Annotated in this window: 24 protein-coding genes and 1 tRNA gene; 13 read left to right on the top strand and 12 right to left on the bottom strand. The window is 67.1% G+C overall.

Annotation, left to right across the window (positions count from 1 at the left end; all coding sequences use genetic code 11):
- Window positions 1-12 precede the first annotated feature (12 nt).
- Complete coding sequence (locus PFX90_RS06675) at window positions 13-1020, top strand: DUF3034 family protein (RefSeq protein WP_285711598.1); 1008 nt, start codon at window positions 13-15, stop codon at window positions 1018-1020.
- Window positions 1021-1042: 22 nt separating this feature from the next.
- Complete coding sequence (locus PFX90_RS06670; RefSeq protein ID WP_285711597.1) at window positions 1043-1579, top strand: group I truncated hemoglobin; 537 nt, start codon at window positions 1043-1045, stop codon at window positions 1577-1579.
- Window positions 1580-1598: 19 nt separating this feature from the next.
- On the opposite strand, the gene PFX90_RS06665 is transcribed toward PFX90_RS06670, so the two are convergent.
- Both PFX90_RS06665 and PFX90_RS06660 read right to left on the bottom strand, forming a co-directional pair.
- A complete protein-coding gene (locus PFX90_RS06665) occupies window positions 1599-1985 on the bottom strand; it encodes a Rap1a/Tai family immunity protein (RefSeq protein WP_285711596.1) in 387 nt (128 codons plus the stop codon).
- Between the two features lie 293 nt (window positions 1986-2278).
- Entirely contained in the window at window positions 2279-4699 is a 2421-nt protein-coding gene (locus PFX90_RS06660; protein ID WP_285711595.1) for a hypothetical protein, read from the bottom strand.
- Between the two features lie 374 nt (window positions 4700-5073).
- On the opposite strand from PFX90_RS06660, the gene PFX90_RS06655 reads away from it, so the two are divergent.
- On the top strand, window positions 5074-7500 hold the full coding sequence (locus PFX90_RS06655; RefSeq protein ID WP_285711594.1) for a serine/threonine-protein kinase: 2427 nt from the start codon (window positions 5074-5076) through the stop codon (window positions 7498-7500).
- Here PFX90_RS06655 and PFX90_RS06650 read toward each other — a convergent pair.
- Together PFX90_RS06650 and PFX90_RS06645 are read right to left on the bottom strand one after the other, a co-directional pair.
- Window positions 7497-8012 carry an ECF-type sigma factor gene (locus PFX90_RS06650; protein WP_285711593.1) on the bottom strand — a complete coding sequence of 172 codons (516 nt, stop codon included), beginning with the start codon at window positions 8010-8012 and terminating at the stop codon, window positions 7497-7499. The two genes, PFX90_RS06655 and PFX90_RS06650, sit on opposite strands and share 4 nt — an antisense overlap.
- Window positions 8013-8442: 430 nt before the next feature.
- Window positions 8443-8533, bottom strand: a tRNA-Ser gene (locus tag PFX90_RS06645).
- Window positions 8534-8808: 275 nt separating this feature from the next.
- Between PFX90_RS06645 and PFX90_RS06640 the strand changes: the two genes are divergently transcribed.
- Entirely contained in the window at window positions 8809-9852 is a 1044-nt protein-coding gene (locus tag PFX90_RS06640) for a peptidylprolyl isomerase (protein WP_285711592.1), read from the top strand.
- Between the two features lie 270 nt (window positions 9853-10122).
- Window positions 10123-10428: a DUF1905 domain-containing protein gene (locus tag PFX90_RS06635; RefSeq protein ID WP_285711591.1), complete on the top strand. Its 306-nt coding sequence runs from the start codon at window positions 10123-10125 to the stop codon at window positions 10426-10428.
- Between the two features lie 164 nt (window positions 10429-10592).
- Here PFX90_RS06635 and PFX90_RS06630 read toward each other — a convergent pair whose 3' ends face one another.
- Window positions 10593-10952, bottom strand: coding sequence for a VOC family protein (locus PFX90_RS06630; RefSeq protein WP_285711590.1), 360 nt, complete (start codon window positions 10950-10952; stop codon window positions 10593-10595).
- Between the two features lies 1 nt (window position 10953).
- On the bottom strand, window positions 10954-13044 hold the full coding sequence (locus PFX90_RS06625) for a RelA/SpoT family protein (RefSeq protein WP_285711589.1): 2091 nt from the start codon (window positions 13042-13044) through the stop codon (window positions 10954-10956).
- Between the two features lie 394 nt (window positions 13045-13438).
- On the opposite strand from PFX90_RS06625, the gene PFX90_RS06620 reads away from it, so the two are divergent.
- Entirely contained in the window at window positions 13439-13663 is a 225-nt protein-coding gene (locus PFX90_RS06620; RefSeq protein WP_285711588.1) for a hypothetical protein, read from the top strand.
- A 119-nt stretch (window positions 13664-13782) separates the two neighbouring features.
- On the opposite strand, the gene hemF is transcribed toward PFX90_RS06620, so the two are convergent.
- Window positions 13783-14640 (bottom strand): oxygen-dependent coproporphyrinogen oxidase, encoded by an 858-nt coding sequence (gene hemF, locus PFX90_RS06615; RefSeq protein ID WP_285711587.1) that lies wholly within the window; start codon window positions 14638-14640, stop codon window positions 13783-13785.
- Between the two features lie 114 nt (window positions 14641-14754).
- Between hemF and pdeM the strand changes: the two genes are divergently transcribed.
- Both pdeM and PFX90_RS06605 read left to right on the top strand, forming a co-directional pair.
- Window positions 14755-15462 (top strand): ligase-associated DNA damage response endonuclease PdeM, encoded by a 708-nt coding sequence (gene pdeM, locus PFX90_RS06610; RefSeq protein ID WP_285711586.1) that lies wholly within the window; start codon window positions 14755-14757, stop codon window positions 15460-15462.
- Window positions 15459-15902, top strand: coding sequence for a hypothetical protein (locus PFX90_RS06605; RefSeq protein WP_285711585.1), 444 nt, complete (start codon window positions 15459-15461; stop codon window positions 15900-15902). The genes pdeM and PFX90_RS06605 overlap by 4 nt, the downstream gene beginning before the upstream one ends.
- Window positions 15903-15912: 10 nt before the next feature.
- On the opposite strand, the gene PFX90_RS06600 is transcribed toward PFX90_RS06605, so the two are convergent.
- A complete protein-coding gene (locus PFX90_RS06600) occupies window positions 15913-16497 on the bottom strand; it encodes a helix-turn-helix domain-containing protein (RefSeq protein WP_285711584.1) in 585 nt (194 codons plus the stop codon).
- 444 nt (window positions 16498-16941) lie between these two features.
- Here PFX90_RS06600 and infC point away from each other — a divergent pair, with 444 nt between their 5' ends.
- The 4 genes from infC to PFX90_RS06580 all read left to right on the top strand — a co-directional run bounded on the left by infC (window position 16942) and on the right by PFX90_RS06580 (window position 21364).
- Entirely contained in the window at window positions 16942-17421 is a 480-nt protein-coding gene (gene infC, locus PFX90_RS06595; RefSeq protein ID WP_066531221.1) for a translation initiation factor IF-3, read from the top strand.
- 115 nt (window positions 17422-17536) lie between these two features.
- Window positions 17537-18958 carry an SLC13 family permease gene (locus tag PFX90_RS06590; RefSeq protein WP_285711583.1) on the top strand — a complete coding sequence of 474 codons (1422 nt, stop codon included), beginning with the start codon at window positions 17537-17539 and terminating at the stop codon, window positions 18956-18958.
- A 168-nt stretch (window positions 18959-19126) separates the two neighbouring features.
- Window positions 19127-20440, top strand: coding sequence for a cystathionine gamma-synthase family protein (locus PFX90_RS06585; RefSeq protein WP_285711582.1), 1314 nt, complete (start codon window positions 19127-19129; stop codon window positions 20438-20440).
- Between the two features lie 81 nt (window positions 20441-20521).
- Window positions 20522-21364, top strand: a complete 843-nt coding sequence (locus tag PFX90_RS06580; RefSeq protein WP_285711581.1) for an SDR family NAD(P)-dependent oxidoreductase — start codon at window positions 20522-20524, stop codon at window positions 21362-21364.
- A gap of 183 nt (window positions 21365-21547) precedes the next feature.
- Here the strand turns inward: PFX90_RS06580 and PFX90_RS06575 are convergent, their stop codons facing one another.
- The gene (locus tag PFX90_RS06575; protein WP_285711580.1) at window positions 21548-22081 is read right to left on the bottom strand and encodes a J domain-containing protein; all 534 of its coding nucleotides are present in this window, start codon (window positions 22079-22081) and stop codon (window positions 21548-21550) included.
- A 138-nt stretch (window positions 22082-22219) separates the two neighbouring features.
- Between PFX90_RS06575 and PFX90_RS06570 the strand changes: the two genes are divergently transcribed.
- Window positions 22220-22345: a hypothetical protein gene (locus tag PFX90_RS06570; RefSeq protein WP_285711579.1), complete on the top strand. Its 126-nt coding sequence runs from the start codon at window positions 22220-22222 to the stop codon at window positions 22343-22345.
- Window positions 22346-22507: 162 nt separating this feature from the next.
- Here the strand turns inward: PFX90_RS06570 and pal are convergent, their stop codons facing one another.
- Genes pal through PFX90_RS06555 form a run of 3 tightly spaced genes read right to left on the bottom strand, consistent with a single transcriptional unit; the run spans window position 22508 to window position 25276 of the window.
- Window positions 22508-23029: a peptidoglycan-associated lipoprotein Pal gene (pal, locus tag PFX90_RS06565; RefSeq protein ID WP_285711578.1), complete on the bottom strand. Its 522-nt coding sequence runs from the start codon at window positions 23027-23029 to the stop codon at window positions 22508-22510.
- Between the two features lie 29 nt (window positions 23030-23058).
- Window positions 23059-24456 (bottom strand): Tol-Pal system beta propeller repeat protein TolB, encoded by a 1398-nt coding sequence (tolB, locus tag PFX90_RS06560; RefSeq protein ID WP_285711577.1) that lies wholly within the window; start codon window positions 24454-24456, stop codon window positions 23059-23061.
- A gap of 1 nt (window position 24457) precedes the next feature.
- Window positions 24458-25276, bottom strand: a complete 819-nt coding sequence (locus tag PFX90_RS06555) for an energy transducer TonB (RefSeq protein ID WP_285711576.1) — start codon at window positions 25274-25276, stop codon at window positions 24458-24460.
- Between the last annotated feature and the right edge of the window lie 9 nt (window positions 25277-25285).

The following is a 25285-nucleotide window of genomic DNA, read 5'->3' as shown; positions in this document are numbered from 1 at the left end:
GCCCGGCGTGCAATGATCCCCGCCGCCTTCTGCCTGCACGCCATCGCCAGCCTCGCCGCGCCGCTTGCGCCGGCGCCTCCGGTGATCGCCTATGTGGCGGTGCTCGATATGCCCTCCGTGGCGGAGCAGGACGAGCCGCCAGCCGATCCCGAACCCGTGCTGGAGACCGCGCCGGAGCCGCAACCCGAGGCCGACCGCCCGCCCCGCATCGCCGGGATGGATGTCCTCGCCGGCGGCAAGCTGCTGCTGACCAACGGCATCACGACAGTCGACGGTTCCTCGGGCGGAGGCGTCGCGCGCTGGGCGACGATCGGCGGGCGGCAGATGCCGGGCGGGATCGGCCTGTCTGCCCACGCCACCGCGATCGAGCTGCCCGACTATGGCTGGCGGTCCTACGGGGTGCTGCTGGGTATCGGCGACCGGCTCGAGCTCAGCTATGCCCGCGCCGATTTCGACACCCGCGACATCGGCGCGCTGCTCGGTATCGGGCAGGGCTACACCTTCAACCTCGACACCTTCGGCGCCAAGCTGCGCCTCGCGGGGGACCTCGTCTATGGCGAGACCTGGCTGCCGCAGATCGCGATCGGCATCGAGCACAAGCGCAGCCGCGACGGCGCCCTTGTGCGTGCCCTCGGAGCGGCGGACACTGCGGGCACGGATTACACCCTGAGCGCCACCAAGCTCTTCCTCGCCCGCAGCCTGCTGGTCAACGCGACGCTGCGCTACACCGAGGCGAACGAGCTCGGCCTGCTCGGCTTCGGTTCTGCCGCGGGCGAAGGCTACACGCTCCAGTTCGAAGGATCGCTCGGCTACCAGCTTTCGCGGCGCGCGGTGGTGGGGGCGGAGATCCGCACCAAGCCCGACAATCTGGGCCTGGGCGATGACGACTGGATGGACGTCTTCGTCGCCTATGCCCTCAATGACCACCTGACGCTGAGCGCGGCCTATGTCGACCTCGGCTCGATCGCCACGATCCCCGACCAGCGCGGGGCGTTCGTCTCCGCGCAAGTCGCCTTCTGAGCCCTTCGAGGAAGCCATGCCCATGCTGCTTACCGCCACCGCGTCGGCCGCCTTGATGCTGCTGCAACAGGCCCCCGCCGAGGGCACCGACTGGGACGCCGAATTCGGCGTCGAGGTGAAGCAGCGCGACCCGGTGACGGGCGAGCTGCCGGTCGATCCCTACGAGCAATCCAACGCCAATGCCGGTGCCGTCCCCTATGAGGGCGCGCAGCTGGCCGAGGCCTTCGGCGGACGCGAGGGGATCCGCAGGATCGCCGAGCGCACGGTCGAACTCTCGCAGGCCGACCCGCGCATCGCGGCGATCTTCGCGGGCCATGACATGGTCCGCCTCAACCGCACCCTGAACGAGCAGTTCTGCTATCTGCTTGGCGCGGGCTGCGATTACAGCGGGCGCGACATGAAGACCGCCCATGCCGAAATGGGCGTGACCAAGGCCGACTTGAACGCGCTGGTCGAAAACCTCCAGACCGCGATGCGCGAGGCCGGGGTGCCCTTTGCCGCGCAGAACCGCCTGCTGGCCAAGCTCGCACCGATGTCGGGCCAGGTGGTGACCCGCTGAAGCGCGATCCGGCCTGCCATCATTTGCTGGTTTTGCCGCACGGAAAGGCTGCGGCCATGGCTTGGTGAAACAGGAATATCGCCGGCAAGTGCTGCTTGTCGGGATGCTCCTTCAGAAACGCGACGAACAGGTCGCGATACTGGGCGATGGTGCCGCCATGAGGCGGCGTGCAATAATCCGGTGCCTCTGGCGTCACCGAGCGACCTATGCGAGCCGCATTCATGGCGCCGTTGATCCAGGACATGCAAATCCATCCATCTTGCTCTGTCTCGGGGCTGCCGCACATCGCCAGCGCATGGTTCCCGAACTGCATTGTCTGCGCGGGCATATCAGCTTGCGCGATTGCGGCGCTCGCCGATAGCGTAGCTCCCAAGAGAATGAGCGCTTTCGGGAAATCTCGTTTCATCGACACCAGCCCCTCCTATCCGCATCGGCCAATTCTGGGAGCGTGCCGGCAAAGGTGGCTGAGCCAAAGTCCCTCGTCAACCCAACGCTGGAGCGGGCCTATCGGCGCGGCGATCTGTTCGAAAAGCGTCGGCGGCTCATGGCCGATCATGGTGACTTCCGCGCTGGCAGGATGCAAGGCTCGGCGACCATGGTCTCAATTCGACAAGACGTGGCTTAACCTGAGGCAAGTGCCTGGGCGAAAGCAATCTTCGGGCCTGCCCGCGGGCCGCCAAGACTCGCCTTCAAGGGGCCCTAGAGTTTGAGGCTCAGCGACAGCCCATATTGACGGCTGCTGCTGACCTCGGCCCCTCCGGTTCCCTCGAAGAAGAGCTGCGCCCGCCACCTTCCATCGATGCGGTAGTCGATCCGGCCACCATATTGCACCCATGATCCCGGCTTCTCGTTGCGCGGCGTTAACGTCCCGATGCCGGGAACCGCGACCGAAAGCGCCGTGGAGCGTGACAGCGCGGTGGTCCATGCCGCATGAGCTTCCAGCGAGAGGTCCGCCGCAAAGCTGTGCCGCCAGCCAAGCGATGCCTTGGCCAGAGTGACATCGTCGCGACCTTTGCTGCTGTGTGCTTCGAATGGGTTCGCGGCCGAAAGCACCTCACTATAGGCATCGCTGCGCAGCAAGCTGCGACCGATCTCGACGCTTGGCTGCAACCGGTCGCGGGAGCCGGCTTCGATTTCGGTACCGGCCAGTGCATAGACGTAACTGAGCGAGCCGCCGGTCTCCCCGCTGACGTCGATCAGGTTTGCGCCGTTCAGATAGCTGCGATCGAGACGAAGCTGCGCATCGGCTATGGTCCAGCCGCCGACCCGAGCAAAGGGGCGTACCGCACCATCGGGCCGCTGCCAGCCTAGTGCGAGGGATAGCATCGTTCCCTGACGGATCGCGGCAAGCGACGAACTGCTTTCAACCATGGCGATGCCACCGCAGGCGCGCAGTCCGTCGGCGCTGCGCAGATCACCGGTGACCCCGCCGGCCAGATTCCCTGCCTGACCAAAGGCGCCCAGCCGTGCCCCTGCACCGCTTTCGTCCGAGCCCAGTTGGTCGCAGCGCAAGGCAGCCGCGAGCCCCTGCCCCTGCGCCACAAGTTGCCCTCGTGCGCGCAAGAGATGCTGAACCGATTGAGCGGCCGACGCCTGGGTCGTCACGCCTGCTATCGGCGGTGGGGGTGGCGGGGGCGGAGGAGGTGGCGGGGGAGGTGGCGGAGGAGGAGGCGGTGGCGGCGGCGGCGGCGGGGGCGGAGGCGGTGGCGGCGGTGGGGGCGGTGGCGGCGGAGGCGGTGCACCCGCACTAATGTAGCGGCCGATATACAGCGTATCGCGCGCCTGGCCCGTTTGTCCGGTATAGAAGGTGAAGAATTCGCCGCTGGCCGAAAGACCTCCGTTGAAGATCAGATATTCGTAAGCGGGCAAGGTAATGCCGGCGTCACTGAGCAGGCTCGCGACGGTGCGCAGCCCGGTGGCCTGCGACCAGCGCACTGCCGCGGTGCCCGGTTCCGTGCGGAAATTGCTGCGGTTGTTGGGGCCGACATTGCCGAAGAAGATCGAACCGTCGGCATTGGTTGCCTGCGGCATGTAGGTTGCGGCCTGGCTGCCGCTGATCGTGCCGAGATTGACGATGCCGCCGGCCTCGGTCCAGCGATAGAAGCGATAGGCATAGCCATTGATCCCCGCCGCATCGACCACCGGGCTGACCCCGTAGAGCACCGACAGATCGGGTGTCGCGGCACCGAGGCGCGCGGAGACGAAGGTGGAATCGAGCCCGCCGATATCGACCGCGCCTTGCGCAGCGGTCCAACTGGAGACCCGCCAATAGAAGTATTGAGCGGGCGCCGAGGCAGGGGGAGTTCCTTGCTCTTCGGCCACAACCTTGTTGCCGTCTTCGCTGAGCCGCACCGCCGTTACGCTTCGGTTCGGCCCCAGGTCCGCCGGATTCCCCGGCAGCGCGCTCATGCCGTTTGCTGCGGTCCAGCGGAACGCGCGATACTGCGAACCGGCGGGCAGGTTGCTTGATACGCCGACCACGACATTCCCGTCGGCACTGACGTCAAAAGCTTCGCTTTCCAGGTCGCCCGGCAAGAAGCCGAGCCCGACCATGCCGCCTGCCTGTGTCCAGCGGAAGGCCTGCGCGCTGATATCGTTACGGCCGCTTGCATAGCTCGATCGTCCCACCACCACCGAACCGTCTGCGCTACCCGCATATGCCACACTGCTGCGACGGTCGGCCGCCACGCCGGCGGCGCCCAATGTGCCGAGAGCGGTGAAGCTCTGGGTCTGACGGTCCCAGCGAAAGGCCTCGCCATCGAAAACCCCGGCAGAGCGGGCCGTTCCGAACACGTAGCGCCCGTCGCGGCTTGCACTGACGGCAAGCGAGAAGGATGGCGTGCCGCTGCTTCCGCGCAGATCGCCGATGCGGCGCAGGCCCTCGGCAGACGTCCAGGTGAAGAATGAGCGGCTGCCGTCGGTCTCGTCGGTCTCGCCATCGCTGCCGATCGCGGCAGTGCCGTCATCGGCAACATAGAAAATGCTGGGCACGTCGAAATAGGCAACGTCGCTTGTGTTGCGCTGCGTTCCCATCTGCGCGGTGCCGGCGGTTTGCGCCTCGGCGGCGGTGGCGCCGAGCAGCGCCGCGATCGCGGTGCTCGCGAGCAGGGCCGCGCGCATCACGAATGATCCGCCCAGTTGTGCGCGCACCAGTTGCGCTGGCAGGTGGTTCCCGATCCGACGAACCCGTGGCAAGGATGGGGGCTGCCCTCGCTTTGGCAGCGCAGGCACGCACCATAGAGCATCCTTGGCTCGTCGGACAGCACCGGTGTCTCGGTCGTATGGTCGAAAACTCGCTGCCGGTCGAACATGATACATCCCCCGTTTCGGTCAATCGCAAACCCCAAGGCGTAAAGCCGCCTGAAACGGGGCCACGCGGCTGCGAAGAAATTTCAGCTGTGTTGCCTGGCCCGTTTTGTGGCGCGATTGCGCCTTGGGGTGGGATGACGGAAATTCGCGAGTAAAATGGTCAGATGACGCCAACCGATCCTGCCATGGAACGTCGCGCGCTGGCCGAGGTCGAGCGGCTGCTCGACTTGGGCGAGACCGCGCGCGCGGCGGCTATGGCGGAGCTCGAGCGCGAGGATGCCGCCCTCGTGCGCGCGGTGCGCCGCCTGCTGGCGCGCCATGGGCAGATGCACGACTGGATGCCGACCGAAGCCCCCGGGCTGTGGGAAGCGGTCGAGGATCAAGCGCCCGAACGGCTCGGGCCCTTCCGCATCACCGGGACACTCGGCAAGGGCGGGATGGGGGTGGTGCTCAAGGGCGAGCGCGACGACGGGCTGTTCGCGCAGACAGTGGCGATCAAGCTGATGCGCGCGGGGCTGGTCTCGCTCCACCAGCAGGAACGCTTCATGGTCGAGCGGCAGATTCTCGCGCGGCTCGACAGTCCGGCGGTGGCGCGGATCCTCGATGGCGGGGTGTGGGAGGGGCGCCCGTTTCTCATCATGGACCATGTCGAGGGAGCACCGCTCACGTCCTATGCCTGCGACAAGGCGCTCGACCTGCGCGCGCGGCTCGCCTTGTTCTGCAAGGTCTGCGCGGTGGTGCAATATGCGCACCGCCAGCTGATCGTCCATGCCGACTTGAAGCCGTCGAACATTCTGGTCACGCCAGCGGGCGAGGTGAAGCTGCTCGATTTCGGGATCGCCCGGCTGATCGGCGAGGAGGCCGAGCGGATCGAGGCGGTTGCATCGTCCGGGTCGGCAAGCTCGAACACGCTGACGCGCGCCTATGCCGCGCCCGAGAGGCGAGCGGGCGAGCGCCCGAGCGTCACGGGCGATGTCTACAGCCTCGGCGCGATCCTGTTCGAGCTTCTGACCGGGGGGCTACCGGCTGCGCCCGATCGCCACACGCCCGCCGTCTGGCCCAAGGCAAGCGCGGCGCAGCTTCTCGCCGGCGTGAAGGCGGAGCAGCTTTCGGGCGATCTCGATGCCGTGGTCGCCCGGGCCGTCGCTTCTGATCCGCAGGCCCGTTATCCCGATGTGGCCGCGCTTCTGGCCGATGTGGAGGCGTGGCTTGCCGGCTACCCCGTCAGCGCACGCGTGCCGGGCCGGACCGAGCGGGCGCGGATGTTCGCGCGCCGCCACAAGCGGGAGCTTGCCGTTGCCGGGCTGGTCGCGGCGCTGCTCGCCGGTGCTGCCGCGTTCAGCACTGTGCAGGCGGTTCGCGCCGAACGCGCGCGCGCCGAGGCGGTTGCACGGTTCGAGGCGGTGCGCCGTCTGTCCAACCTCCAGCTGTTCGACCGTTACGACGAACTCGCCCATCAGCCCGGCACGGTGGCGCAGCGGGTCAGGATCGTGGCGGAAGCGGCGCGGTATCTCGATGGCCTGCGGCTGGGGGACAACGCCCCTGCGGACCTGCGGCTCGACGTCGCGCGCGCCTATCGGCGGCTGGCGGAGATCCAGGGCTATCCCGGGGCCTCGAACATTGGCGAGCCCGCGGCGGCGGCAGCCTCGCTCGACAAGGCCGAGCCGCTGCTGCGCGCGCTGCTGGCGGCCGAACCGGGTGATGCGGCAGCGGCGAGCGAACTGGGCTGGGTGCACCTGGTGCGCTGGTCCATGGCCCCGGAGAATTCCGCATCGGCCGAACTGATCGAAGCGGCCCGGGCGGCGTTCGCCAGAGCACCGGACAACCCCGAGGCGCGGCTGGGCCAGATCGCCTTGCGCCGCGCCGAAGCCTTCCAACTGATCTGGGGCGCGAACAAGCCTGCCGAGGCCATACCCGAGGCCCGCAAGGGGCTGGCCGAACTGCGGGCGGTGCGCTGGCCCCCACGCCTTGCCGAGCGCGCCAGCATGCTCGAAGTCGCGCTGCTCCAGCAATGGGGCGATGCGTCCTACTATGCCGGGGACGTGGCGGGGTCCCTTTTGCCCTATCGCGATGCCGACGCGGCGATCGACCGGCTTATCGCCGCCCATGGCCGGACCCCGGCGCTGCGCATCGCCAAGGGCTTTGCGGCCTACAACATCGCCGGGACACTGGGCGATGTGGGCGGGCGCGATGCCGAAGCCCTCGCCATCGTCAGGCCCGCCACTGCCGATCTCGAAGACTTGCTCAAGGCCGGTCCCGATGCTGCCGCCGAGAAGATGCTGGCGATCCTGCTCGGACAGGAAACCACCCTGCTCGAGGGCAGCGCGCGCTACGATGCGGCGATGGTCCCGCTGGCGCGCCGGGTCGCGCTGTTCGAACAGCGGCTGAAGGCCGAGCCCGAGGATTACCAGCGCACGCGCGATCTGGCGATCGCACTGATCCAGCAGGCGCGCATTCTCGGCCTCGCCGGTCGCCGCGCCGAAGGATGCGCCATGGCACGCCGCAATGCGGGCCTGTGGGACAACCTGCGCGCCCGCGGCCAGCTCAGCGGGCACGATGCGGCCGAGGAAGTGCCCAAGACGACGCGACTGGTCAGCAGGCTCTGCGGCTAATCCTCCGCCATCGCATCCGCCAACCACAGCCGGGCGGTTTGCCAGCGGCGCTTGACGGTGCGTTCCGACTGGCCGGTCACCGCCGCGATCTCCTCGACCGTCAGGCCCACGAAGAAGCGCAGCTCGACGATCCGCGACAATTCGGGGGACAATGCATCGAGCCGGTTCAGCGTATCGTCCAGCCGCTCGATATCGACGGGACGGGCGGCATCGTTCAGCACGAAACCGACCTCGGGCACCTGCCGCTTGGACGCCCGCCGCCGGCGGATCGCGTCGATCATCGACTGGCGCAGCAGCCGGGAGCAGGTCGCGAACATGTGCTGCCGGTCGCGCCAGTCCATCCGGTCTAGACCGATGACCTTCATCACCGCTTCGTTGACCAGCTCGGTCGGCTCGAGCGTGAGGTAGGACACCTCGCGCTTGAGCAACCGTGCCGAGGCGCGTCGCAACTCGTCGTAGACAGCCGCCAACAGCTCGTCTCGCCCGGCGTCGTTTGAACCTGCCCCGCTCATCACGCACAATCATGCACAATTTGGCGCGCTCTTGGAATGCCGTTTGCTCCGCAGGCCAAAGCCGTTCCCGCCGCGGAGTGCGAACATCTTCGTTGACCGGGACAGATGGGTTCATAGCGCCAGCGTTAAGCCGAGCCGCCCAGAGTGCTTGAGACATAGGCGAACAGCTGCTCGCAAAGGGCGCGGTCACGCGATCGGCGGCGCTCATTGAGGAGAAATCGGATTTTCCCGGATAGGCTTCGATTTGAGCGCGCGCTTGGCGCCAACACTTCTTCCCGCGCTTCGGACCGGGCGCTCGTTGCAGATGGTCCAGAATTGGGCAAAACGAGATGCCCCGCCATGCCGCTCGCCCCAAGCCGACCTCGTATCGGGGAGGGTTTATGGGAACTGGCAACCCTTGAGAGGTAAAATCAACGCTTTTCAAGGGCGGTGGCGGAGCAGGAGGGATTCGAACCCTCGATACGGTTTTGCCGTATACACACTTTCCAGGCGTGCGCCTTCGACCACTCGGCCACTGCTCCGCAGGCTCCCTTGTGGCGCTACCGCTTCGCTGCTTGAGCGCGGGATGCGGGTGCTTGAGGAAGCAAGCCCGCGCCGATAGCGGCGAACGCGCGGGTGCGCAAGGCGGGGCGGTTTGGCCGGATAGCGAAATCGTGGTATTAGAGTCGCCACGGCCAGCGCTGCGCGGATCCGGCATTCCCTGCGAACGCGGCCACAAGAGCCCCTTTTTCGCGCTCCCCTTTGCGTGCGGAAAAGGGGTTTTTGGTTTGCGGTCGAGTGTGGCACACCGCTCGCCATGAGAACCGCACTGCTTGCTGCTTCGGCCGCCCTCGCCCTGACGCTGCCGCTTTCTGCTGAGGAGGCCGCAAAGCCGGCGGCGCTTGCCCCCTCCGAAATCGTCGCCGCCGCGCCCAAGAGCGACTGGAAGGCGATCCCGGCCGAGGACCTGCTGGTGATGACCCTCGCGCCGGATGCCGATGGGAAGCCCCGCACGGTCGTCATCCAACTGATGCCCGCCCCCTTCTCGCAGGGCTGGATCCACAACATCCGCCTCTTCGCGCGCGCCAAATGGTATGACGGCATTTCGGTCAACCGGGTGCAGGACAATTACGTCACCCAGTGGGGCGATCCGAATTACGACAATCCCGAGGCAACGGGAAAGCCGAAGTCGCTGCCCAAGGGGCTGAAGGTGATGACGGAGGCGGAGTATATCGCGGGCGTCGAACACATCATGCTTGTCGGCGGCGATCGTTACCCGGTCTCACATGAACCCCATATCGACCATCTGAACCGAGACGATGCCTTTGCATCTGCGACCGGCTTTGTTTCAGGGTGGCCGGTAGGCGTTCAATTGGACCGCGGCAGATTTTCCAAGCGAGACCTGCGCAAAGATCCGCAGTTGGAAGTCAGAAGCGCATGGCCCACCCATTGCTACGGCATGGTCGGTGTTGGGCGGAATTACTCCCCCGACACCGGCTCGGGCGCGGAGCTTTATACCGTGATCGGCCATGCGCCGCGCCACCTCGATCGCAATATCGCGCTGGTCGGTCGGGTGATCGAGGGGATGCATCACCTCTCCTCGCTGCCGCGCGGATCGGGCGATCTCGGGTTCTATACTGCCGAGGAAGCAGCAAAGCGCACGCCGATCCTGACTGTGCGGGTGGCGAGCGATCTGCCTGCGGGCGAGCAACCGCGCTTCGAATACCTTTCGACCGACAGCGCCACCTTCGACCGCTATGCCGAGGCCATCGCCAACCGCCGCGATCCGTTCTTCATCGTGCCCGCGGGCCGCGCGGATATCTGCAACGTCAAGGTGCCGGTACGGCGGGTGGCGCAGTGATTTCAACGCCGCGCAAGAATCTTGTGAAGTTCACAAAGTTCACATTGCAAAACATGCATTCCTACAGGAATTCTCCCGGTATTTCATGGCGTTGAAGCGCAAAATCGAAGTTCACACAAAAACTCGCGCTGCACGAGCCGCGCGCGGGCGCTTTTGCGGGGTAAGGTCAGCCGGACGATGCGAAAGAGCCGCCGCCACCAATACCGCACCATCGCCCTGTAGGAAACGCCGCGATCAGCCCCTGTTCGTGCCCGTGCGGCGCGCCGCCGCATGAGCCGTGATATCCGCTTCGCAGGCACCGTCGAGACGGTCTTCATCGAAGAGGGCTTCGATCCGGCCTATTTCGTCGCCCTGCCCGACGCCGCCAATGCCGAGGTCGCGGCGATCACGCTCGCGGACGGCGGCAAGCGCGCGTTCGGGGCGGTGAGGGTCGAAGCGCGCATCGGGGCGAGCGTGTGGAGCACAAAGCTCAACGCCAAGGCGGGCGCGTGGACGCTGCCGATCAGGAAGCCGGTGCGCCTCGCCGAAGAGCTGGCGGAGGGGATGATGGTCGAGGTGGTGCTGCGGGTGCTGTAACGCCCCAAGTCCCTCCCCGTCCCGGACTTGATCCGGGATGGGGAGGTGGCAGCGCCGCAAGGCGCTGACGGAGGGGTATCAGCGCTGAAACCCTGACCCCTCCACCACCCGCTGCGCGGGCGGTCCCCCTCCCCATTCCTGCGGAACGGGGAGGCACGTGAAGGCTACACCCGCTCCATCAGCTCGATGCGGTTGCCGAAGGGGTCTTCGGTAAAGAACCGCGCGTAGCCAGCGACCGGCTTGTCTTCGTGGATCACGCAGCCCGCCTCGGCAAGCCGGGCGCGAAGTCCCGCGAGGTCGTCGACCAGCAGGGCGGGATGCGCCTTTTTCGCGGGGCGGAAATCGGGGTCGACGCCGATGTGCAGCGCCATGCTCCCGCCGGTGAACCAGCAGCCGCTGGGCGAAAGATTGGCGGGCTTGGGCACCTCGGTCATGCCGAGCAACCCGGCGAAAAACCACCGCGCGCGGTCCTCGCCGCCCGCGGGGATCGCGAGCTGGACGTGGTCGAGCCCGACGACGCCCACCCTATTGCCGTTCCGCCTGCGCCACCGCGTCGCTCGCGCGCAGGGCCGAGACGATGCGGTTCAAATGCCCCACATCCTCCACCTCGACCTCGACGTCATAGGTCACGAAAGGATGGTCGATCTGCGCCTGCATCAGGGTGATGATGTTGGCCTTGTTCTGCGCGAAAATGCCCGCCATTTCGGCGAGCGTGCCGAGCCGGTCGTAGATCGTCACCGAGAGCTGGCCCGTGGCGCCGACCGATTGCTTGCCCCAGGCAAGGTCGATCCAGTCGCTGTCGACCCCGCTTGCGAGTTCCATGCAATCGATCGCGTGGACCAGCACCGGTTCGCCCTTGCGGCGGATGCCGACGATGCGGTCGCCGGGGACGGGGTGGCAGCACGGGGCAAGGTCGAAGGCGACGCCGGGGGTGAGGCCGGTAATCGAGATCGCGCGCTCGCGGCGTTCCCAGTGCTCGTCCTCCTCGATCCCCGCGGTGCAGCCGGGGACCAGCGCCTCCATCACCTCGCGGTCGGTGATCTTGGCCGCGCCGATCGCGTACATGAGGTCGTCTGGCTCTTCCATGCCGAGCCGTTCGACCGCGGCGCGGATCGCCTTCTTGCCGATGCGGGCGGGCACGCGGGCGGAGATCTCGTCGAACAGTTTCGAGCCGATCGCCGCGACCTCGTCGCGCTCCTTCATCCGCACCGCGCGGCGCACCGCCGCGCGCGCCTTGCCGGTGACGACGAAGGCGAGCCACGACAGCTGCGGGCTCGCGTGGGGGTTCTTGATGATCTCCACCACATCGCCATTGGCGAGCGGCGTGCGCAGCGGCATGTGGCGGCCGTTGATCTTCACGCCCGCCGTTTGCAGCCCGAGATTGGTATGGACCGCAAAGGCGAAGTCCACCGCCGTCGCCCCCTTGGGTAGCTGGAACAGCGCGCCCTTGGGGGTGAAGGCGAAGATGCGATCCTGGTAGATCGCCATGCGGGTGTGCTCGAGCAGCTCCTCGGCATCGTGGCTGGCATCGACGATCTCGATGAGGTCGCGCAGCCAGCCCACCGCCCCGTCGGGCTTGTCGCCCTGCTTGTAGGCCCAGTGCGCGGCGAGGCCGAATTCGTTGGTGCGGTGCATCTCGCGCGTGCGCACCTGCACCTCCACCCGCATCGAATTCTCGTACATCAGCGAGGTGTGCAAGGAGCGGTAGCCGTTCGACTTGGGCGTCGAGATGTAGTCCTTGAAGCGCCCGGGCAGGAACTGCCAGGTGGTGTGGAGGATGCCCAATGCGCGGTAGCAGTCCTCGTCGCTCTCGGTCAGGACGCGGAAAGCCATGATGTCGGTGACCTGTTCGAAGCTGACATGGCGCTCGGCCATCTTGTGCCAGATCGAATAGGGGTGCTTCTCGCGCCCGTAGACCTCGACCTTGAGCCCCGCTTCGGCGAGGCGTTGCTTGATTTTCAAGGCAATCGCATCGACCTGCCCGCCGTCCTGCGAGCGCAGCTGTTCGAGCCGCCCGGTGATGGTGGCGTGGGCCTCGGGCTCCAGCTCGCGGAAGGCCAGCGCCTGCATCTCGTGCATGTATTCGTACATCCCCACCCGCTCGGCGAGGGGGGCGTAGATGTCCATCGTCTCGCGCGCGATGCGCTTGCGCTTCTCGGGGTTCTTGATGAAGTGGAGCGTGCGCATGTTGTGGAGGCGGTCGGCGAGCTTGACCAGCAGGACGCGGATGTCCTCGGACATGGCGAGCAGGAACTTGCGCAGGTTCTCCGCCGCGCGCTCGTTCTCGGGCATGGCCTCGATCTTGGAGAGCTTGGTGACCCCGTCCACCAGCCGCGCGACCTCGGAGCCGAAATGCAGCTCGACGTCCTCGATCGTGGCGAGGGTGTCTTCCACCGTATCGTGGAGCAGCGCGGTGATGATGGTGGCCTGGTCGAGCTTCAGGTCGGTCATCAGCCCCGCGACTTCGACGGGGTGCGAGAAATAGGGGTCGCCCGAGGCGCGCTTCTGGCTCCCATGCTTCTGCACGGTATAGACATAGGCACGGTTGAGCATCGCCTCGTCGGCGTCAGGGTCGTAATCGAGGACTTTTTCGACGAGTTCGTACTGGCGCAGCATGATCCGAATGTGTCCTCCCCCTGCCCAAGCTGCAAGGGTTAAGTGCCTAGGCAATCCGTCCATGAACCGCTCATGGCGGATGATGACTTGTTCAAGCGACGGCGCGCAATCAGGCAGACGGCTTTGTCACGCCGGATCCTATCACTGATGATTCGGGAGTCTCGTAAACTAATGTAATATAACAGGAATTCTTTCCCGGAGCTGGAACATCCCGGGGGCTTGCCCGTTGTTTTGACTTGCATTCGTGGTAAGTGAAACGATCATTCGAGACGTGGAAAATTCACACCTCAATTCGGCAATATTATTATATTTTTCAAAAGGTTATTGACAGGCCGAGGTCATCCCTCATCCTTTCGGTTCTGCCTATTCCGGCAGACCTTCGAAAGGATCGCATATGAAGTTGAAGAACATGGCCCTGCTCGGCCTCGGTCTGGCGACTGCTGTCGCCCCTTCGGCAGCAATGGCCTACGGGTCCTATGTCTACACCTCGTGCCGCTTCGGCACTTGCACGATGTATCTGTGCGAGACCCGTACCGCCGAAGGCCCTGGCGGGCCGCGGACCACCACGTCGACCGTGCTCTGCACCGAGATCGACTCTTTCCCCGATCCCAACGTCTGATCGGCTACCACCCGCGCTGGCGTCGCACGCGACGCCAGCGCCATCCTGACGGGGATCGCCAGTGGATGCGCACAACGTGCTCTGGTGGCTATTTCAGCGCTGCTTGACCAACGTGCGCCTTAGGACCACGTCGCGCGCGGCGGCAGGCTCATCAGGATCGCGTCGATATTGCCGCCGGTCTTGAGGCCGAAGATCGTGCCGCGGTCGTAGACGAGGTTGAACTCGGCGTAGCGGCCGCGGTATTCGAACATCTGCGCCTCGTCCGCCGTATCGAAGGGCTGGTTCATCCGCTTCCTCACGATCGCGGGGAAGACCTCGAGGAACTGCTTGCCGATGTCCTGGATGAAGGCGAAGTTGCGCTCCCATGCGGCATCGTCGGGGCATTCGAGATGGTCGCAGAACAGCCCGCCCACGCCGCGGTGGACCTTGCGGTGGGGGATGTAGAAATACTCCTCCGCCCACTTGGAATACCGCTCGTAATAGGTTTCGTTGTGCGGATCGCAGGCGGCGCGCATCGCGGTGTGGAACTGCTCGGTGTCCTCGGCATAGGGGAGCGGCGGATTGAGGTCTGCGCCGCCGCCGAACCATGCCTTGGTGGTGGTGAGGAAGCGGGTGTTCATGTGGACGGCGGGCACGTGCGGGTTGGCCATGTGCGCGACAAGGCTGATGCCGGTGGCGACGAAGCCCGGCGCCTCGGCGCTCGCCCCGTTGATCGAGCCTGCAAATTCCTTGGCAAAGCTGCCGCGCACGGTCGAAACGTTGACCCCGACCTTCTCGAACACCTTGCCCTTCATCAGCCCCTGCGTGCCGCCGCCCGGGTCGGGGTTGCCCTCCTCCTCGCGCTGCCAGGGGGTGTATTGAAACGCGGCGTCCGAGCCCGCCTCGCGCTCGATGGCCTCGAATTCGGCGCAGATGTCATCGCGCAAAGTCTCGAACCACACGCGCGCGCGGTCCGTGTAAGGTGTCCAGTCCGTCATACATCCCCGTCCGTAATCTTCGCGCACCATAGGCGAAGGCGCGCGGGCCGCAACCCTGACTTTGCCGTGTCGCCAAGTGTTGCCAAGCGGCGGAATTGGCGGCAGAGGGAGGGCATGGTTCGCGCTATGTTCGCCCCCTTCCCCTTCGCCGGACACGAGCTTGCGCTTGGGAGCGGCCGCGCGCTCTACTGGCCGGCCGAGCGTGCGCTGCTGGTCGCCGACCTGCACCTGGAGAAGGCGAGCTGGTTTGCCGCGAGGGGCCAGATGCTCCCGCCCTATGACAGCCGCGACACGCTCGAGCGGCTCGCCGATGCCGTGAAGGTGACGGGCGCGCGCCGGGTCATCACGCTGGGCGACAATTTCCACGACGATGCAGGCGCGCTGCGGCTCGACGCGCATTGCACCGGGATGCTGGAAGCCCTGACCCGCGCGCTCGACTGGGTGTGGATCACCGGCAACCATGACGAGGAATTGCCGCGCGGCTTCGGCGGGACAATCGTGCCCGAGCTGGTGCTCGGCGGCGTCACCCTGCGCCACGAGGCCCGCGCCGGAGAGACCGCGCCTGAACTCTCGGGCCACTACCACCCCAAGCTGCGGGTGAACGTGAAGAACCGCCACATCGCCCGCCCCTGTGCGGTGATGGGCCGCAACCAAGGCGGGGCCGAGCGCATGATCCTCCCCGCCTTCGGCACCCTCACCGGAGGGCTCGACGCTGGCCACCCCGAGATCCTCGGCGCGCTGCAACCGGCGGCAAGGATCGAGGCGCTGATGCCCGCATCGGGCCGCATCGCGCGCTTCCCGCTGTGGCAGGCGGCGGCGTGAACCGCTTCGTCCCGCTGCTCTATGTCTGGGACACGCTGACCGTCTGGCACGTTGCGATCTGGCTCGCGGTTCCGATTGTCGTCGGGGTTGTGCTCCCGTTGCGCGATGGCCGCCCCATCATGTGGGCTGGGCTTGCCGGGGCCCTGCCGATGCTGGCCATCGCCTACGCAGTCCTTGCGATCGCCACCGGACAGCTGTTCGGAGACAAGTTCACGCTCGCGGCCCTGTGGCGCAGCACTGCGCTCCTCGGCGGTGCGTGGATCGGATTGGTGCTGGCCGTATCGCAGTGGCGGCCACCTTGGCCGGTCAGCCTCTTTTTCGTGGCAGCGGGAGCCGGATTCGTCACCTTCGCCCTGTGGTTCCTGCCGCGCGCAGCGGGACTGGGCTTCATCGATTTCCCCGAGGCCGCATGGGGCGTGCACCTTTACCAAGCGCCTTGAGCCAGATAGCCTAAATCTCGGCCTCCATCAGCACCGATCCCACCGCGACCACGCCCTCGCGGGTCAGGCTGACAAGCGTGACCCTCTTGTCGGTCTGCGAAGGCGAGCGCGCGATGAGCCTTGCGGCCTCGAGCCGGTCCATGACGCGCAAAGCGGTGGTATCAGGTGCGCCCGAGGCGATGGCGAGGCTCTTCGTGGAAACCCGCGCGCCGCCGGAGAACTGGATGAAGAGTTCGAGAAGCATTTCCCATGCCGGTTCGCCGAACCATTCGCCCGAAAGATGCCGACTACGGCGAAGCGCCGCCGCCCGCATCCGCAGAGCGACCTGCGCGAGGCGGAGCGCGTTGCGCTCAATCCGCCCGGCCTGGGTCAGACAGTGGTGGCTGGCACGCACCCGTGCCGGATCCCAGTTGTCATCAAGCGCGTCGGCCAGCTTTAACAACGCGCTTCCCATCTGGCGCATCTGCCCGGCCGACATCTGCTCCGCGATGACATCAAGCGAGACCATGGGCTTGGGCGCGAGGGCTTGGTCGAAAACGCTTTCGCCATCTGCGCTTTGCCAACCCTCCACCAAGGCGATGTAATCATCGGCCATGCCATCGTTCATGCCGAGGCCCGGGCGGACCCTGGATCTGCGATGCAAGCCAGACGCACAAGTCGGCGAAGGCGCTTCTGTCGCAGGAAGGCCTGCTGTTGCATGACGATTTTGCATGATGTCTCCCCAATCACCGCCAGCAAAGGCTGGCCTGCCAGGGCCGCGCGATCCCATTCGCACCCGATCTAAAAATGCGCAGGATCCTGATTGGTTCCGTGAAGTTGCTGAAACTACACAGCTAAGTGTTTGCACTTATGTGACACGGCCCGGGAGTGCGAGATTTCGCCGACGCTTGCCATCCCTTTCAAGACTCCACCTAGCGCTCGGCCCCGTTTCGCACTACATACCCGCCAGCACGAAGCTACCACAGGAGAACACCCCATATCACGTCCACCCCGGCGCTCGTTGGCCCCGCCCGTCAAAAGCGGCCCTCGTTTTGATTTCATGATCAACGTTCCGAAGGTTCGCGTCATCGATGACGAAGGCGAAAACCTCGGCGTGATGTACACGCGCGAAGCGATTGAGCAGGCCAACGAGAAGGGCCTGAACCTCGTCGAAGTGTCCCCCAACGCGGACCCGCCGGTGTGCAAGTTCCTCGATGTCGGCAAGTATCGCTACGAGGCGCAGAAGAAGGCGAACCTCGCGCGCAAGACGCAGAAGACGCAGGACATCAAGGAAGTGAAGATGCGTCCGAACATCGACACGCATGACTATGACGTGAAGATGCGCAACGTGCACAAGTTCATCGAGCATGGCGACAAGGTGAAGATCACCCTGCGCTTCCGCGGGCGCGAGATGGCGCACCAGCACCTCGGCATGGACCTGCTCAAGCAGGTGCAGGACGATGTCGCCGAGTATGCGAAGGTCGAAGCCTTCCCGCGCCTCGAAGGCCGCCAGATGCTGATGGTGCTCGCGCCCAAGTAAGCGCGCGCTGGCCAAGGATCGAGAGGCGGGCAGCGATGCTCCCGCCCCTTTTCCTTGCCCGCGCCCTGCCCGTGCTGGTAGTCCCTGCCCCATGCCCGGGGGAGACAAGCATCGCATGACGCCGCGCGGCATCGGTCTGGCTCTCGGCCCGCTGGCCTTTGCCCTCACCGCTTTGACCGCCCCGCCCGCGGGGATGGGCGACGGGGCATGGTTGGTCGCGGGCCTGACGGCCTGGATGGCGGCGTGGTGGATGACCGAGGCGATGCCGCTCGCGGTGACGGCGATGCTGCCCTTCGTGATCCTCCCGCTGGCGGGGGTTTCGGACGCAGAGACGACTGCGGGCACCTACTACTCCCCGATCCTGTTCCTGCTGCTGGGCGGCGCCTTCATCGCGCTCGCGATCGAGCGCACCGGGCTGCACCGCCGCCTCAGCCTCGCGATCCTGCGCGCCGTCGGGGCCGGGGGCGGGCCGGTGCGGCTGCTGATTGCCTTCATGCTCTCGACCGCGCTGCTCTCGATGTTCATCTCCAACACCTCGACCGCGCTGATCATGATGCCGATGGCGCTGGCGGTGCTGGAGGGCGGCGGGAGCGTGATCGAGGGAGACACGCCTCCCCAGGACGGCATCGCGGGCGCCCTCCCCATGGGCATCGCCTTTGCCGCGAGCATCGGCGGGCTCGGCACCATCGTCGGCTCGCCCACCAATGCCATCGCCGTCGGGCTGCTCGACAAGCTGGCGGGGGTGCGCATCACCTTTGCCGAGTGGTCGCTCTACGGCATCCCGCTGGTGCTGCTGAGCGTGCCGCTCGCCGCCTTCATCGTCGCGCGGGTGCAGCGTGTGGCCGCGCATCCCTTCGACGTCGCCGCGGCGCGTGCCGCGATCGATGGCAATGCGGTGTGGACCAACCCTGAGAAGCGGCTCGTGCCGGTCGCGCTCGTCACCTTCATCGCCTGGGTCACCCAGCCGCTGGTGGCGCCGTTGCTGCCGCCCGGCAGCTGGACCGACGGCACCATCGCGGTGATCGCCGCGCTCGCGCTCTTCCTCCTGCCCGACGGCACCGGCCGCCCGCTCTTGGTGTGGCGCGAGGCCGAGCGCGCGCCGTGGAGCGTGATCTTCATGTTCGGCGGAGGCCTTGCGCTGGCGGGAGGGATGTCGGCCTCGGGTCTTGCCAAGTGGATCGGCACCGCGCTGCTCCCGCTCGAGGCATGGCCGCTGCTGCTCGTCGCGCTCGCGGTGACGGTGCTGGTGATCGTCATCACCGAGTTCGCGAGCAACGTCGCGACCGCCACGGGCATCATCCCGGTGGTCGCCTCGCTGGTGGTGGCGCTGGGGGCCGATCCGGTGCTGCTCGCGCTCCCCGCGGCGCTGGCATCGAGCTGGGGCTTCATGCTCCCGGCCGGCACCGGCCCCAACGCTATCGCCTGGGCGACGGGCCGCATCCGCATCGGCGCGATGGTGACCGCGGGCGCGCTGCTCGACGTGGCGGGGGCGGTGCTGATCGTGGGTGTGGTGTGGTTGATCGCAACTCTCGTGTGAAATCTTGCGCCACGCGGTTGAAAGGATCGTGCGCACGCGGTAGCTCTTGCCCCAGCACAGCGGCGGCAGCGGAGAGGCGTTCCTGCGGAGGTTAGGAACGGGCGCCCTGCCTGCCGCGACCGGCTCCCGCCTTCCTGGGAGCGTGACCAATAGGAAGGATCGCGTCCCATGCCCGACGCCACAGACGCCGTCGACACCCCCACCCCGCGCCGCAAGCCCAAGCCCGCAAGGCGCGAGATCAACGGCCGCCCGTTGAGCCCCGCCACGCTGATGATGGGCCACGGTTACGACCCGGTCCTCTCGGAAGGTTCGCTGAAGGCCCCGATCTTCCTCACCAGCACCTTCGCCTTCGAGAGCGCGGCGGCGGGCAAGCGCCACTTCGAGGGCATCACCGGCCTGCGCGAAGGCGGGGCCGAGGGCCTCGTCTACTCGCGCTTCAACGGCCCCAACCAGGAGATCCTCGAAGACCGCCTCGCGGTGTGGGACGGGGCCGAGGACGCACTCACTTTCAGCAGCGGGATGACCGCGATCTGCATCCTGATGATGGCCTATGCCAGCGCGGGCGACGTGATCGTCCACTCGGGCCCGCTCTACGCGGCGAGCGAGGGCTTCGTCGCCAAGGTGCTGAGCCGCTTCGGGGTCAGCTACGTCGACTTCCCCGCGGGCGCGACCCGCGAGGAGCTGGACGCGGTGCTCGCCAGGGCCAAGGCGCAGGCGGCGGAGCACGGCGGCAAGGTCGCCATGATCTACCTCGAAAGCCCCGCCAACCCCACCAACGCGCTGGTCGATGTCGAGGCGGTCAGGGACGCCCGCGATGCTCACCTTCCCGACACCCCCATCGCCATCGACAACACCTTCCTCGGCCCCCTGTGGTCGCGGCCGCTCGATCACGGGGCGGATATCGTCGCCTACTCGCTCACCAAGTATGTCGGCGGCCATTCCGACCTCGTGGCAGGCTCCATAGCGGGCGCGAAGAAGTGGATCGCGCCGGTGCGCGCGCTGCGCAACACGATGGGCGGGATCGTCGACCCCAACACCGCCTGGATGCTCCTGCGCTCGCTCGAGACGGTCGAGCTGCGCATGCAGCGTGCCGGCGAGAACGCCGCCAAGGTCTGCGCCTTCCTGCGTGACCACCCCAAGGTCGAGGGCCTCGGCTACCTCGGCTTCATCGCCGATGCGCGCCAGCAGGACATCTACGACCGCCACTGCCTCGGCGCCGGCAGCACCTTCTCGGTCTTCATCAAGGGCGGCGAGGCGGAGTGCTTCCGCTTCCTCGACAACCTCACCATCGCCAAGCTCGCCGTCAGCCTCGGCGGGACCGAGACGCTGGCGAGCCACCCCGCCTCGATGACCCACCTCTCGGTGCCGCAAGCGAGGAAGGACCTGCTCGGCATCACCGACAACCTCGTGCGCATCAGCGTCGGCATCGAGGACGCGGACGACCTGATCGCCGACTTCGCGCAGGCGCTCGACGCCGTGTAGTCCTGCTTTCCCGCCGCCATCGTGAACTTGTTTGACCCGCGGTCGCGCAAGTTTCAGGGTGGCGGCAGGGAGACCGCACACATGACCGACACCCGCAAACCCGTGTTCCTCGTCATCGGCGCGGGCGCCGGGATCGGGGGCAACGCCGCCGCGCGCTTTGCCGCCGGGGGCTACCACGCCGTCCTCGCCCGCCGCTCGGACGAGGAGGGGCTCGCCCGCATGGTGGGCGAGATCGAGGCGGCGGGCGGCTCTGCCACCGGCACCCTGCTCAACGCCGCCGAGGACGGCAGCATCGAGGAGCTGGTCGCGCGCACCGAGGCCGAGATCGGCCCCATCCGCGCTGCGCTCTACAACCTCGGCGCGCAGATCGGGAACCGCGCCCTGCCCGACACCCCGCACCGCATCTTCGAGCTCGGCTGGCGGCTCGGCACCTACGGCGTCTTCCGCCTCGCCCACGCGCTGTTCCCGCACATGACCGCGCGCGCGCGCGACGGCGGCCCCCACGGCACCCTCCTCGTCACCTCCGCCACCGCCGCAGTGCGCGGCAACGCGGGCCAGCACAGCCACGCCGCAGCGATGGGCGGGCGGCGGATGCTGTGCCAGACCTTGAACGCCGAGTTCGCCCCCAAGGGCATCCATGTCGCCCACGTCATCGTCGACGGCCCGGTCGACGCCCCCGACACCCTCGGCAAGCTGCTCGGGTCCAAGTTCGACGCCTTCAAGGCGGGCAAGGGGAGCGACGGCGTCATCGACCCCGCAGCCCTTGCCGAGACCTACTGGCACCTCGCCCACCAGCCCCGCAACTGCTGGAGCCACGAGGTCGACGTGCGCCCCTGGACCGACGTGCCGTGGTGGAACGACAACCCCGATCCGCAGATCGACTCGAAGGGCAAGGGCTTTGCCGGCCCGCCCGTTCAGCCCTGAGCGCGCAAGGCTGAACCATGAGACACGAGAGACACTGTCCAGAGGCGAAAAACCCTCCCCCGCGCGAGGCTGCCTGAGGCGGCACGGGTGCAGGCGGGAAGGAGCGCGGGGCAGGACATTCCCGAAAGCTGTCACAGCCCGCGCGAGTAGGAAAATGCTTTCGTCCCTACCGCAGCGGGCGGCTCACCCCCGCCACTCGCGCCGTTCTTCGGCCGCGCGCAGGACTTCGTAGCTGGTCTGGATCAGCTGGAACTGCTTCGCCGCCTCGGCATCGCCCGGCTTGACGTCGGGGTGCACTTCCTTGGCGCGGGCTCGGTAGGCCTTCTTGACCGCGGCAAAATCGGCATCGGGTTCGAGCCCGAGCACTTCCAGCGCGCGCATCTCGTCGGCCGAGCGCGAGCCGTCGCCCGATCCCGCCCAGCCGTAGTGGGCGCTTTCGGCATAGCCCGCGCTTTCCTGCCGCTCGGCGCGGGCGCGTTCCTCCTTCTCGGCCTTGTCGAGGCCCTCGAAGTAGTCCCACTTGGAATTGTATTCGGCGGCGTGCTTCTGGCAGAAATACCACCGGTCGCGGCTGTTGGGGGCCTTGGGCGCGGGGCAATCGCCCGGCTCGTCGCAGCCGTGGCGGTCGCAGATGCGCACGTTCGCCGCTTCCTGCGAGGAACCATAGGGCCGCCAGCGCGGGAAGCCCCAATCCATCGACCGGCGCGCGCGGCTCACCGGGCCTTGCCCGAAGTCATGTCGTTGGTCGATTGGGTCACGCGGTCAATCTAGGCGCTATGGCCGCGAATGGGAAGGCGTGAGAACACGGGAACCGGTTGCAATGTGAAATGTTGCATTGCAAAAGGACCCGAAACCATGAGCCAGCAACTGACCCTCTCCAGCCTCTTCTGCGTGCTCGCGCTCGCGGGGCTGTGCATGATCACGGGCGCGCGCGAACTGGCGGGGATCGAGGCGCCGGTCGCTCTGGTGCTGGCCTTCTGAGGCGCCGTTCGCCCCTCCCCTTGGGGAGGGGTTGGGGTGGGGGCCCCGAAGGCGAAGCCGAGGGACCCGTGCCAGCGGCCACGCAGCGCGGCCCCGGGGCCGCGCCCCTTCAGCCTCCCCGGCCCCCGACGCATTGCGCCGAAAGGCCAGGGGGCCCCGGCCTCAATTGATGATGACGCTCGCCGCGCGGCGGTTCTGCGCCCAGGCGGCCTCGTTCGAGGCAAGCGCGACCGGGCGCTCCTTGCCGTAGCTCACCACCGAAATGCGGCTGCCATCGACGCCGAGGCTGACCAGATAGGCCTTGGCCGCATTGGCGCGCTTCTCGCCCAGCGCGATGTTGTATTCGCGCGTGCCGCGCTCGTCGGCGTGGCCTTCGATGGTGAAGGTGATCTGCGGATAGCGCGCGAAATACTGCGCCTGTGCCTGAAGCGCGGCGGCATCCTGCGTGTCGACATTGTACCGATCGGTGTCGAAGTAGATCGTGGTCGAGGAGCCGACGGCAGCTGCGAAGTGCGCCTGCGTGCCCACAGCCGGGCCGGCGGGCGTGGTCGGACGCGGGGTCGGGGTCGGGGTCGGCGTGGTCTCGAGCGGCGGGGGCGGAATGTCGTCGGGCGCCTTCTTGGCGCAGGCTGCCAGCGTGCTCGCCGAGGCGAGGAGCAGGATCGTCGCAAGCTTGGTGTTCATCGCTCGAGTTCCTTTCTTGTCGTTATGGGTCAGGGGCGGATCGGGCCCCAGGCGGGGTCGGAGGCGTCGACGGGCGTCGGCAGGCGGCGTTCGTTCTGGCCGGTCAGGTCGACCTGCCAGATGCCGGAGCGGCCGGTGTTCTTCTCGGTGCGGAAGAACTGGATGATGCGGCCGTTGGGTGCCCATGTCGGGGCCTCGTCCTGCCAGCCGCGGGTGAGGACGCGCATGCCCCCGCCGCTGGTGTTCATCACCGCGACGTTGAAGTCGCCCGCGATCCGCGTGAAGGCGATCTGGTCGCCGCGCGGGCTCCATTCGGGCGTCGCGCAGCGCCCGCCGAAGAAGCTGATGCGCTTCTGGTTCTTCCCGTCGGCATCCATGATGTAGCACTGCTGGCTGCCCGAACGGTCGCTCTCGAACACGATCTTGGAGCCATCGGGCGAGTAGGAGCCGCCGACGTCGATCCCCGGGGTGTCGGTCAGCTTCTTCGCGGTCCCGCCGGTTGCCGGGATGAGGTAGATGTCGGTATCGCCCGCGACCGCCATCGAGAACAGGATCGACTTGCCGTCGGGCGACCAGCGCGGGGCGATGGTGGGGTTGCGGTTCTCGGTCACCAGCGTCTGCTTGCCGCTGCCGATGTCATAGACATAGATGCGCGGATTGCCGTCGACATAGGAGAGGTAGAGGATCTTCGAATAGTCGGGCGAGTAGCGCGGGGTGAGCGCGGTGGCGCTGCCCAGCGTCAGGAAGCGGTGGTTCGCACCGTCGCTGTCCATCACCGCGAGGCGCTTGACGCGGCGGTCCTTGGGGCCGGTCTCGGCGATATAGGCGATGCGGCTGTCGAAGAACGGGCTCTCGCCGGTGAGGCGCGAGAAGATGAGGTCCGAGCACTTGTGCGCCGCGCGCCGCCAGTCGGCCGCGGCGACCACCCAGCCCTCGCGCACCAATTGCTGCTGGAGCGCGACGTCGTAGAGATAGCAGCCGACCACCAGCCGCCCGTCGTCGCGCGCGGTGACATAGCCCTGCACCAGCATTTCCGCGCCCTGCCCACTCCACGCGCCATAGGCAGGCGCGCGGATCGCCGAGAAGGCGGGCTGCGGCAGGCTGTCTGGGCCGACGGGCTTGAAGAGGCCGTTGTTCCTGAGGTTGGCGGTGATGACCCGCGCAATCTCGCGGCCCAAGGCGCCGGTGCCGGCTTCGTTGGCGGGGGTCGGGCGTTCACGGTCGGTGGCGAAGGCGGGGATGGCGATGCCGATGTCGGACCAGGCGGCCTCGTCGGTGACGGTGCCGCGCAGCGGGCCGTCGGCGTCCTCGCCCTCGACCGCGACGCTCTCGACCTTCTGATCCTCTCCCATCGGTGCGCCAAGGTCTTGCGCGGCAAGCGGCGCGGCCAGCAGGGCAGCGGTGAGCAGGAGGATTGTCTTGGTCATGTCAGAGCCTTCGGTCGAATTGCCATTCTAGCGCCTTCCAGCGATCGTAGAATTGTTCGGGCAGTTTGAAAGGGGCAGCGCGCTGCACGGCGCGGATGGCGCGCTCGCAATAGACGCCAACTTGGGGCTGGTTGCTGGTGGTGATGCTGGCCGGATTGACCTTGCAGCGCGGGCGCCCCTTGAGAGAGCCATCGGGGTTGAGCTCCCAGTTGACGACCGCAACCAGCTTTTCGACGTCGACTCCGGAGGGTGCCTGCCCCTGCCAATGCGGCCGAATCTGACGAGTGATCGCTGAAAACAGAGCCGCGCGCTCGGTGCTGCCAAACTTGGCCGCAGGCGCGCGGGTTTCGGTGGTGGTGGTCGAGCTGCCCTTGCCGTCGAGGAAGTCGTCACCGATGCGCGGCGCACCGCCCGGTTTGCCGGTGGTCTGGCGCGGCGGCGTGATCACCTGCTTGGGCGGCGTGCGGTCGGGGCGCGAGCGGTCGCGGGTGGGCGCGGGCTGCTGGGTCGCGGTGCGCGCCGGGGGCTTGGGGGGCACCGGAGCCGCGCGCGGCGCAGGCTCGGGATTGGCGGCTTCGGGCGCTGGCGCTGGGTTGATGTCGATCGTCGGGGCTGCGGCCATGCGGCTCTCGCTCACCGGATCGGGCGCTGCCGCCTCCAGCCCCACCTCGGTCGTGAGGCTCACATTGATCCGCTCGGGGAAGACCGCGACCTCGCTGCGCATCGTCTGCATCGCGAGCAAGCCCACCAGCGCGCCATGCAGCAGCACGGCAGCGCCGAGGCCGATCTTCTCTTCGTTCCTGAGCGCGAAGTCTGCCATGCTTTCCCC

It is taken from the genome of Erythrobacter oryzae (assembly GCF_030271515.1).
GTDB classification, from domain to species: Bacteria; Pseudomonadota; Alphaproteobacteria; order Sphingomonadales; family Sphingomonadaceae; genus Erythrobacter; species Erythrobacter oryzae.
The sequence above is the reverse complement of the archived record's forward strand: the minus strand, read 5'-3'. Positions and strand labels throughout refer to the sequence as shown.

Bases quoted from the DNA above. Each gene is read 5' to 3' on its own strand.
- PFX90_RS06675 (WP_285711598.1), top strand. From the start codon at position 13: ATGATCCCCGCCGCCTTCTGCCTGCACGCCATCGCCAGCCTCGCCGCG.
- PFX90_RS06670 (WP_285711597.1), top strand. From the start codon at position 1,043: ATGCTGCTTACCGCCACCGCGTCGGCCGCCTTGATGCTGCTGCAACAG.
- PFX90_RS06665 (WP_285711596.1), bottom strand. From the start codon at position 1,985: ATGAAACGAGATTTCCCGAAAGCGCTCATTCTCTTGGGAGCTACGCTA.
- PFX90_RS06660 (WP_285711595.1), bottom strand. From the start codon at position 4,699: ATGCGCGCGGCCCTGCTCGCGAGCACCGCGATCGCGGCGCTGCTCGGC.
- PFX90_RS06655 (WP_285711594.1), top strand. From the start codon at position 5,074: ATGGAACGTCGCGCGCTGGCCGAGGTCGAGCGGCTGCTCGACTTGGGC.
- PFX90_RS06650 (WP_285711593.1), bottom strand. From the start codon at position 8,012: ATGAGCGGGGCAGGTTCAAACGACGCCGGGCGAGACGAGCTGTTGGCG.
- PFX90_RS06640 (WP_285711592.1), top strand. From the start codon at position 8,809: ATGAGAACCGCACTGCTTGCTGCTTCGGCCGCCCTCGCCCTGACGCTG.
- PFX90_RS06635 (WP_285711591.1), top strand. From the start codon at position 10,123: ATGAGCCGTGATATCCGCTTCGCAGGCACCGTCGAGACGGTCTTCATC.
- PFX90_RS06625 (WP_285711589.1), bottom strand. From the start codon at position 13,044: ATGCTGCGCCAGTACGAACTCGTCGAAAAAGTCCTCGATTACGACCCT.
- PFX90_RS06620 (WP_285711588.1), top strand. From the start codon at position 13,439: ATGAAGTTGAAGAACATGGCCCTGCTCGGCCTCGGTCTGGCGACTGCT.
- hemF (WP_285711587.1), bottom strand. From the start codon at position 14,640: ATGACGGACTGGACACCTTACACGGACCGCGCGCGCGTGTGGTTCGAG.
- pdeM (WP_285711586.1), top strand. From the start codon at position 14,755: ATGGTTCGCGCTATGTTCGCCCCCTTCCCCTTCGCCGGACACGAGCTT.
- PFX90_RS06600 (WP_285711584.1), bottom strand. From the start codon at position 16,497: ATGGCCGATGATTACATCGCCTTGGTGGAGGGTTGGCAAAGCGCAGAT.
- infC (WP_066531221.1), top strand. From the start codon at position 16,942: ATGATCAACGTTCCGAAGGTTCGCGTCATCGATGACGAAGGCGAAAAC.
- PFX90_RS06590 (WP_285711583.1), top strand. From the start codon at position 17,537: ATGACGCCGCGCGGCATCGGTCTGGCTCTCGGCCCGCTGGCCTTTGCC.
- PFX90_RS06585 (WP_285711582.1), top strand. From the start codon at position 19,127: ATGCCCGACGCCACAGACGCCGTCGACACCCCCACCCCGCGCCGCAAG.
- PFX90_RS06580 (WP_285711581.1), top strand. From the start codon at position 20,522: ATGACCGACACCCGCAAACCCGTGTTCCTCGTCATCGGCGCGGGCGCC.
- PFX90_RS06570 (WP_285711579.1), top strand. From the start codon at position 22,220: ATGAGCCAGCAACTGACCCTCTCCAGCCTCTTCTGCGTGCTCGCGCTC.
- pal (WP_285711578.1), bottom strand. From the start codon at position 23,029: ATGAACACCAAGCTTGCGACGATCCTGCTCCTCGCCTCGGCGAGCACG.
- tolB (WP_285711577.1), bottom strand. From the start codon at position 24,456: ATGACCAAGACAATCCTCCTGCTCACCGCTGCCCTGCTGGCCGCGCCG.
- PFX90_RS06555 (WP_285711576.1), bottom strand. From the start codon at position 25,276: ATGGCAGACTTCGCGCTCAGGAACGAAGAGAAGATCGGCCTCGGCGCT.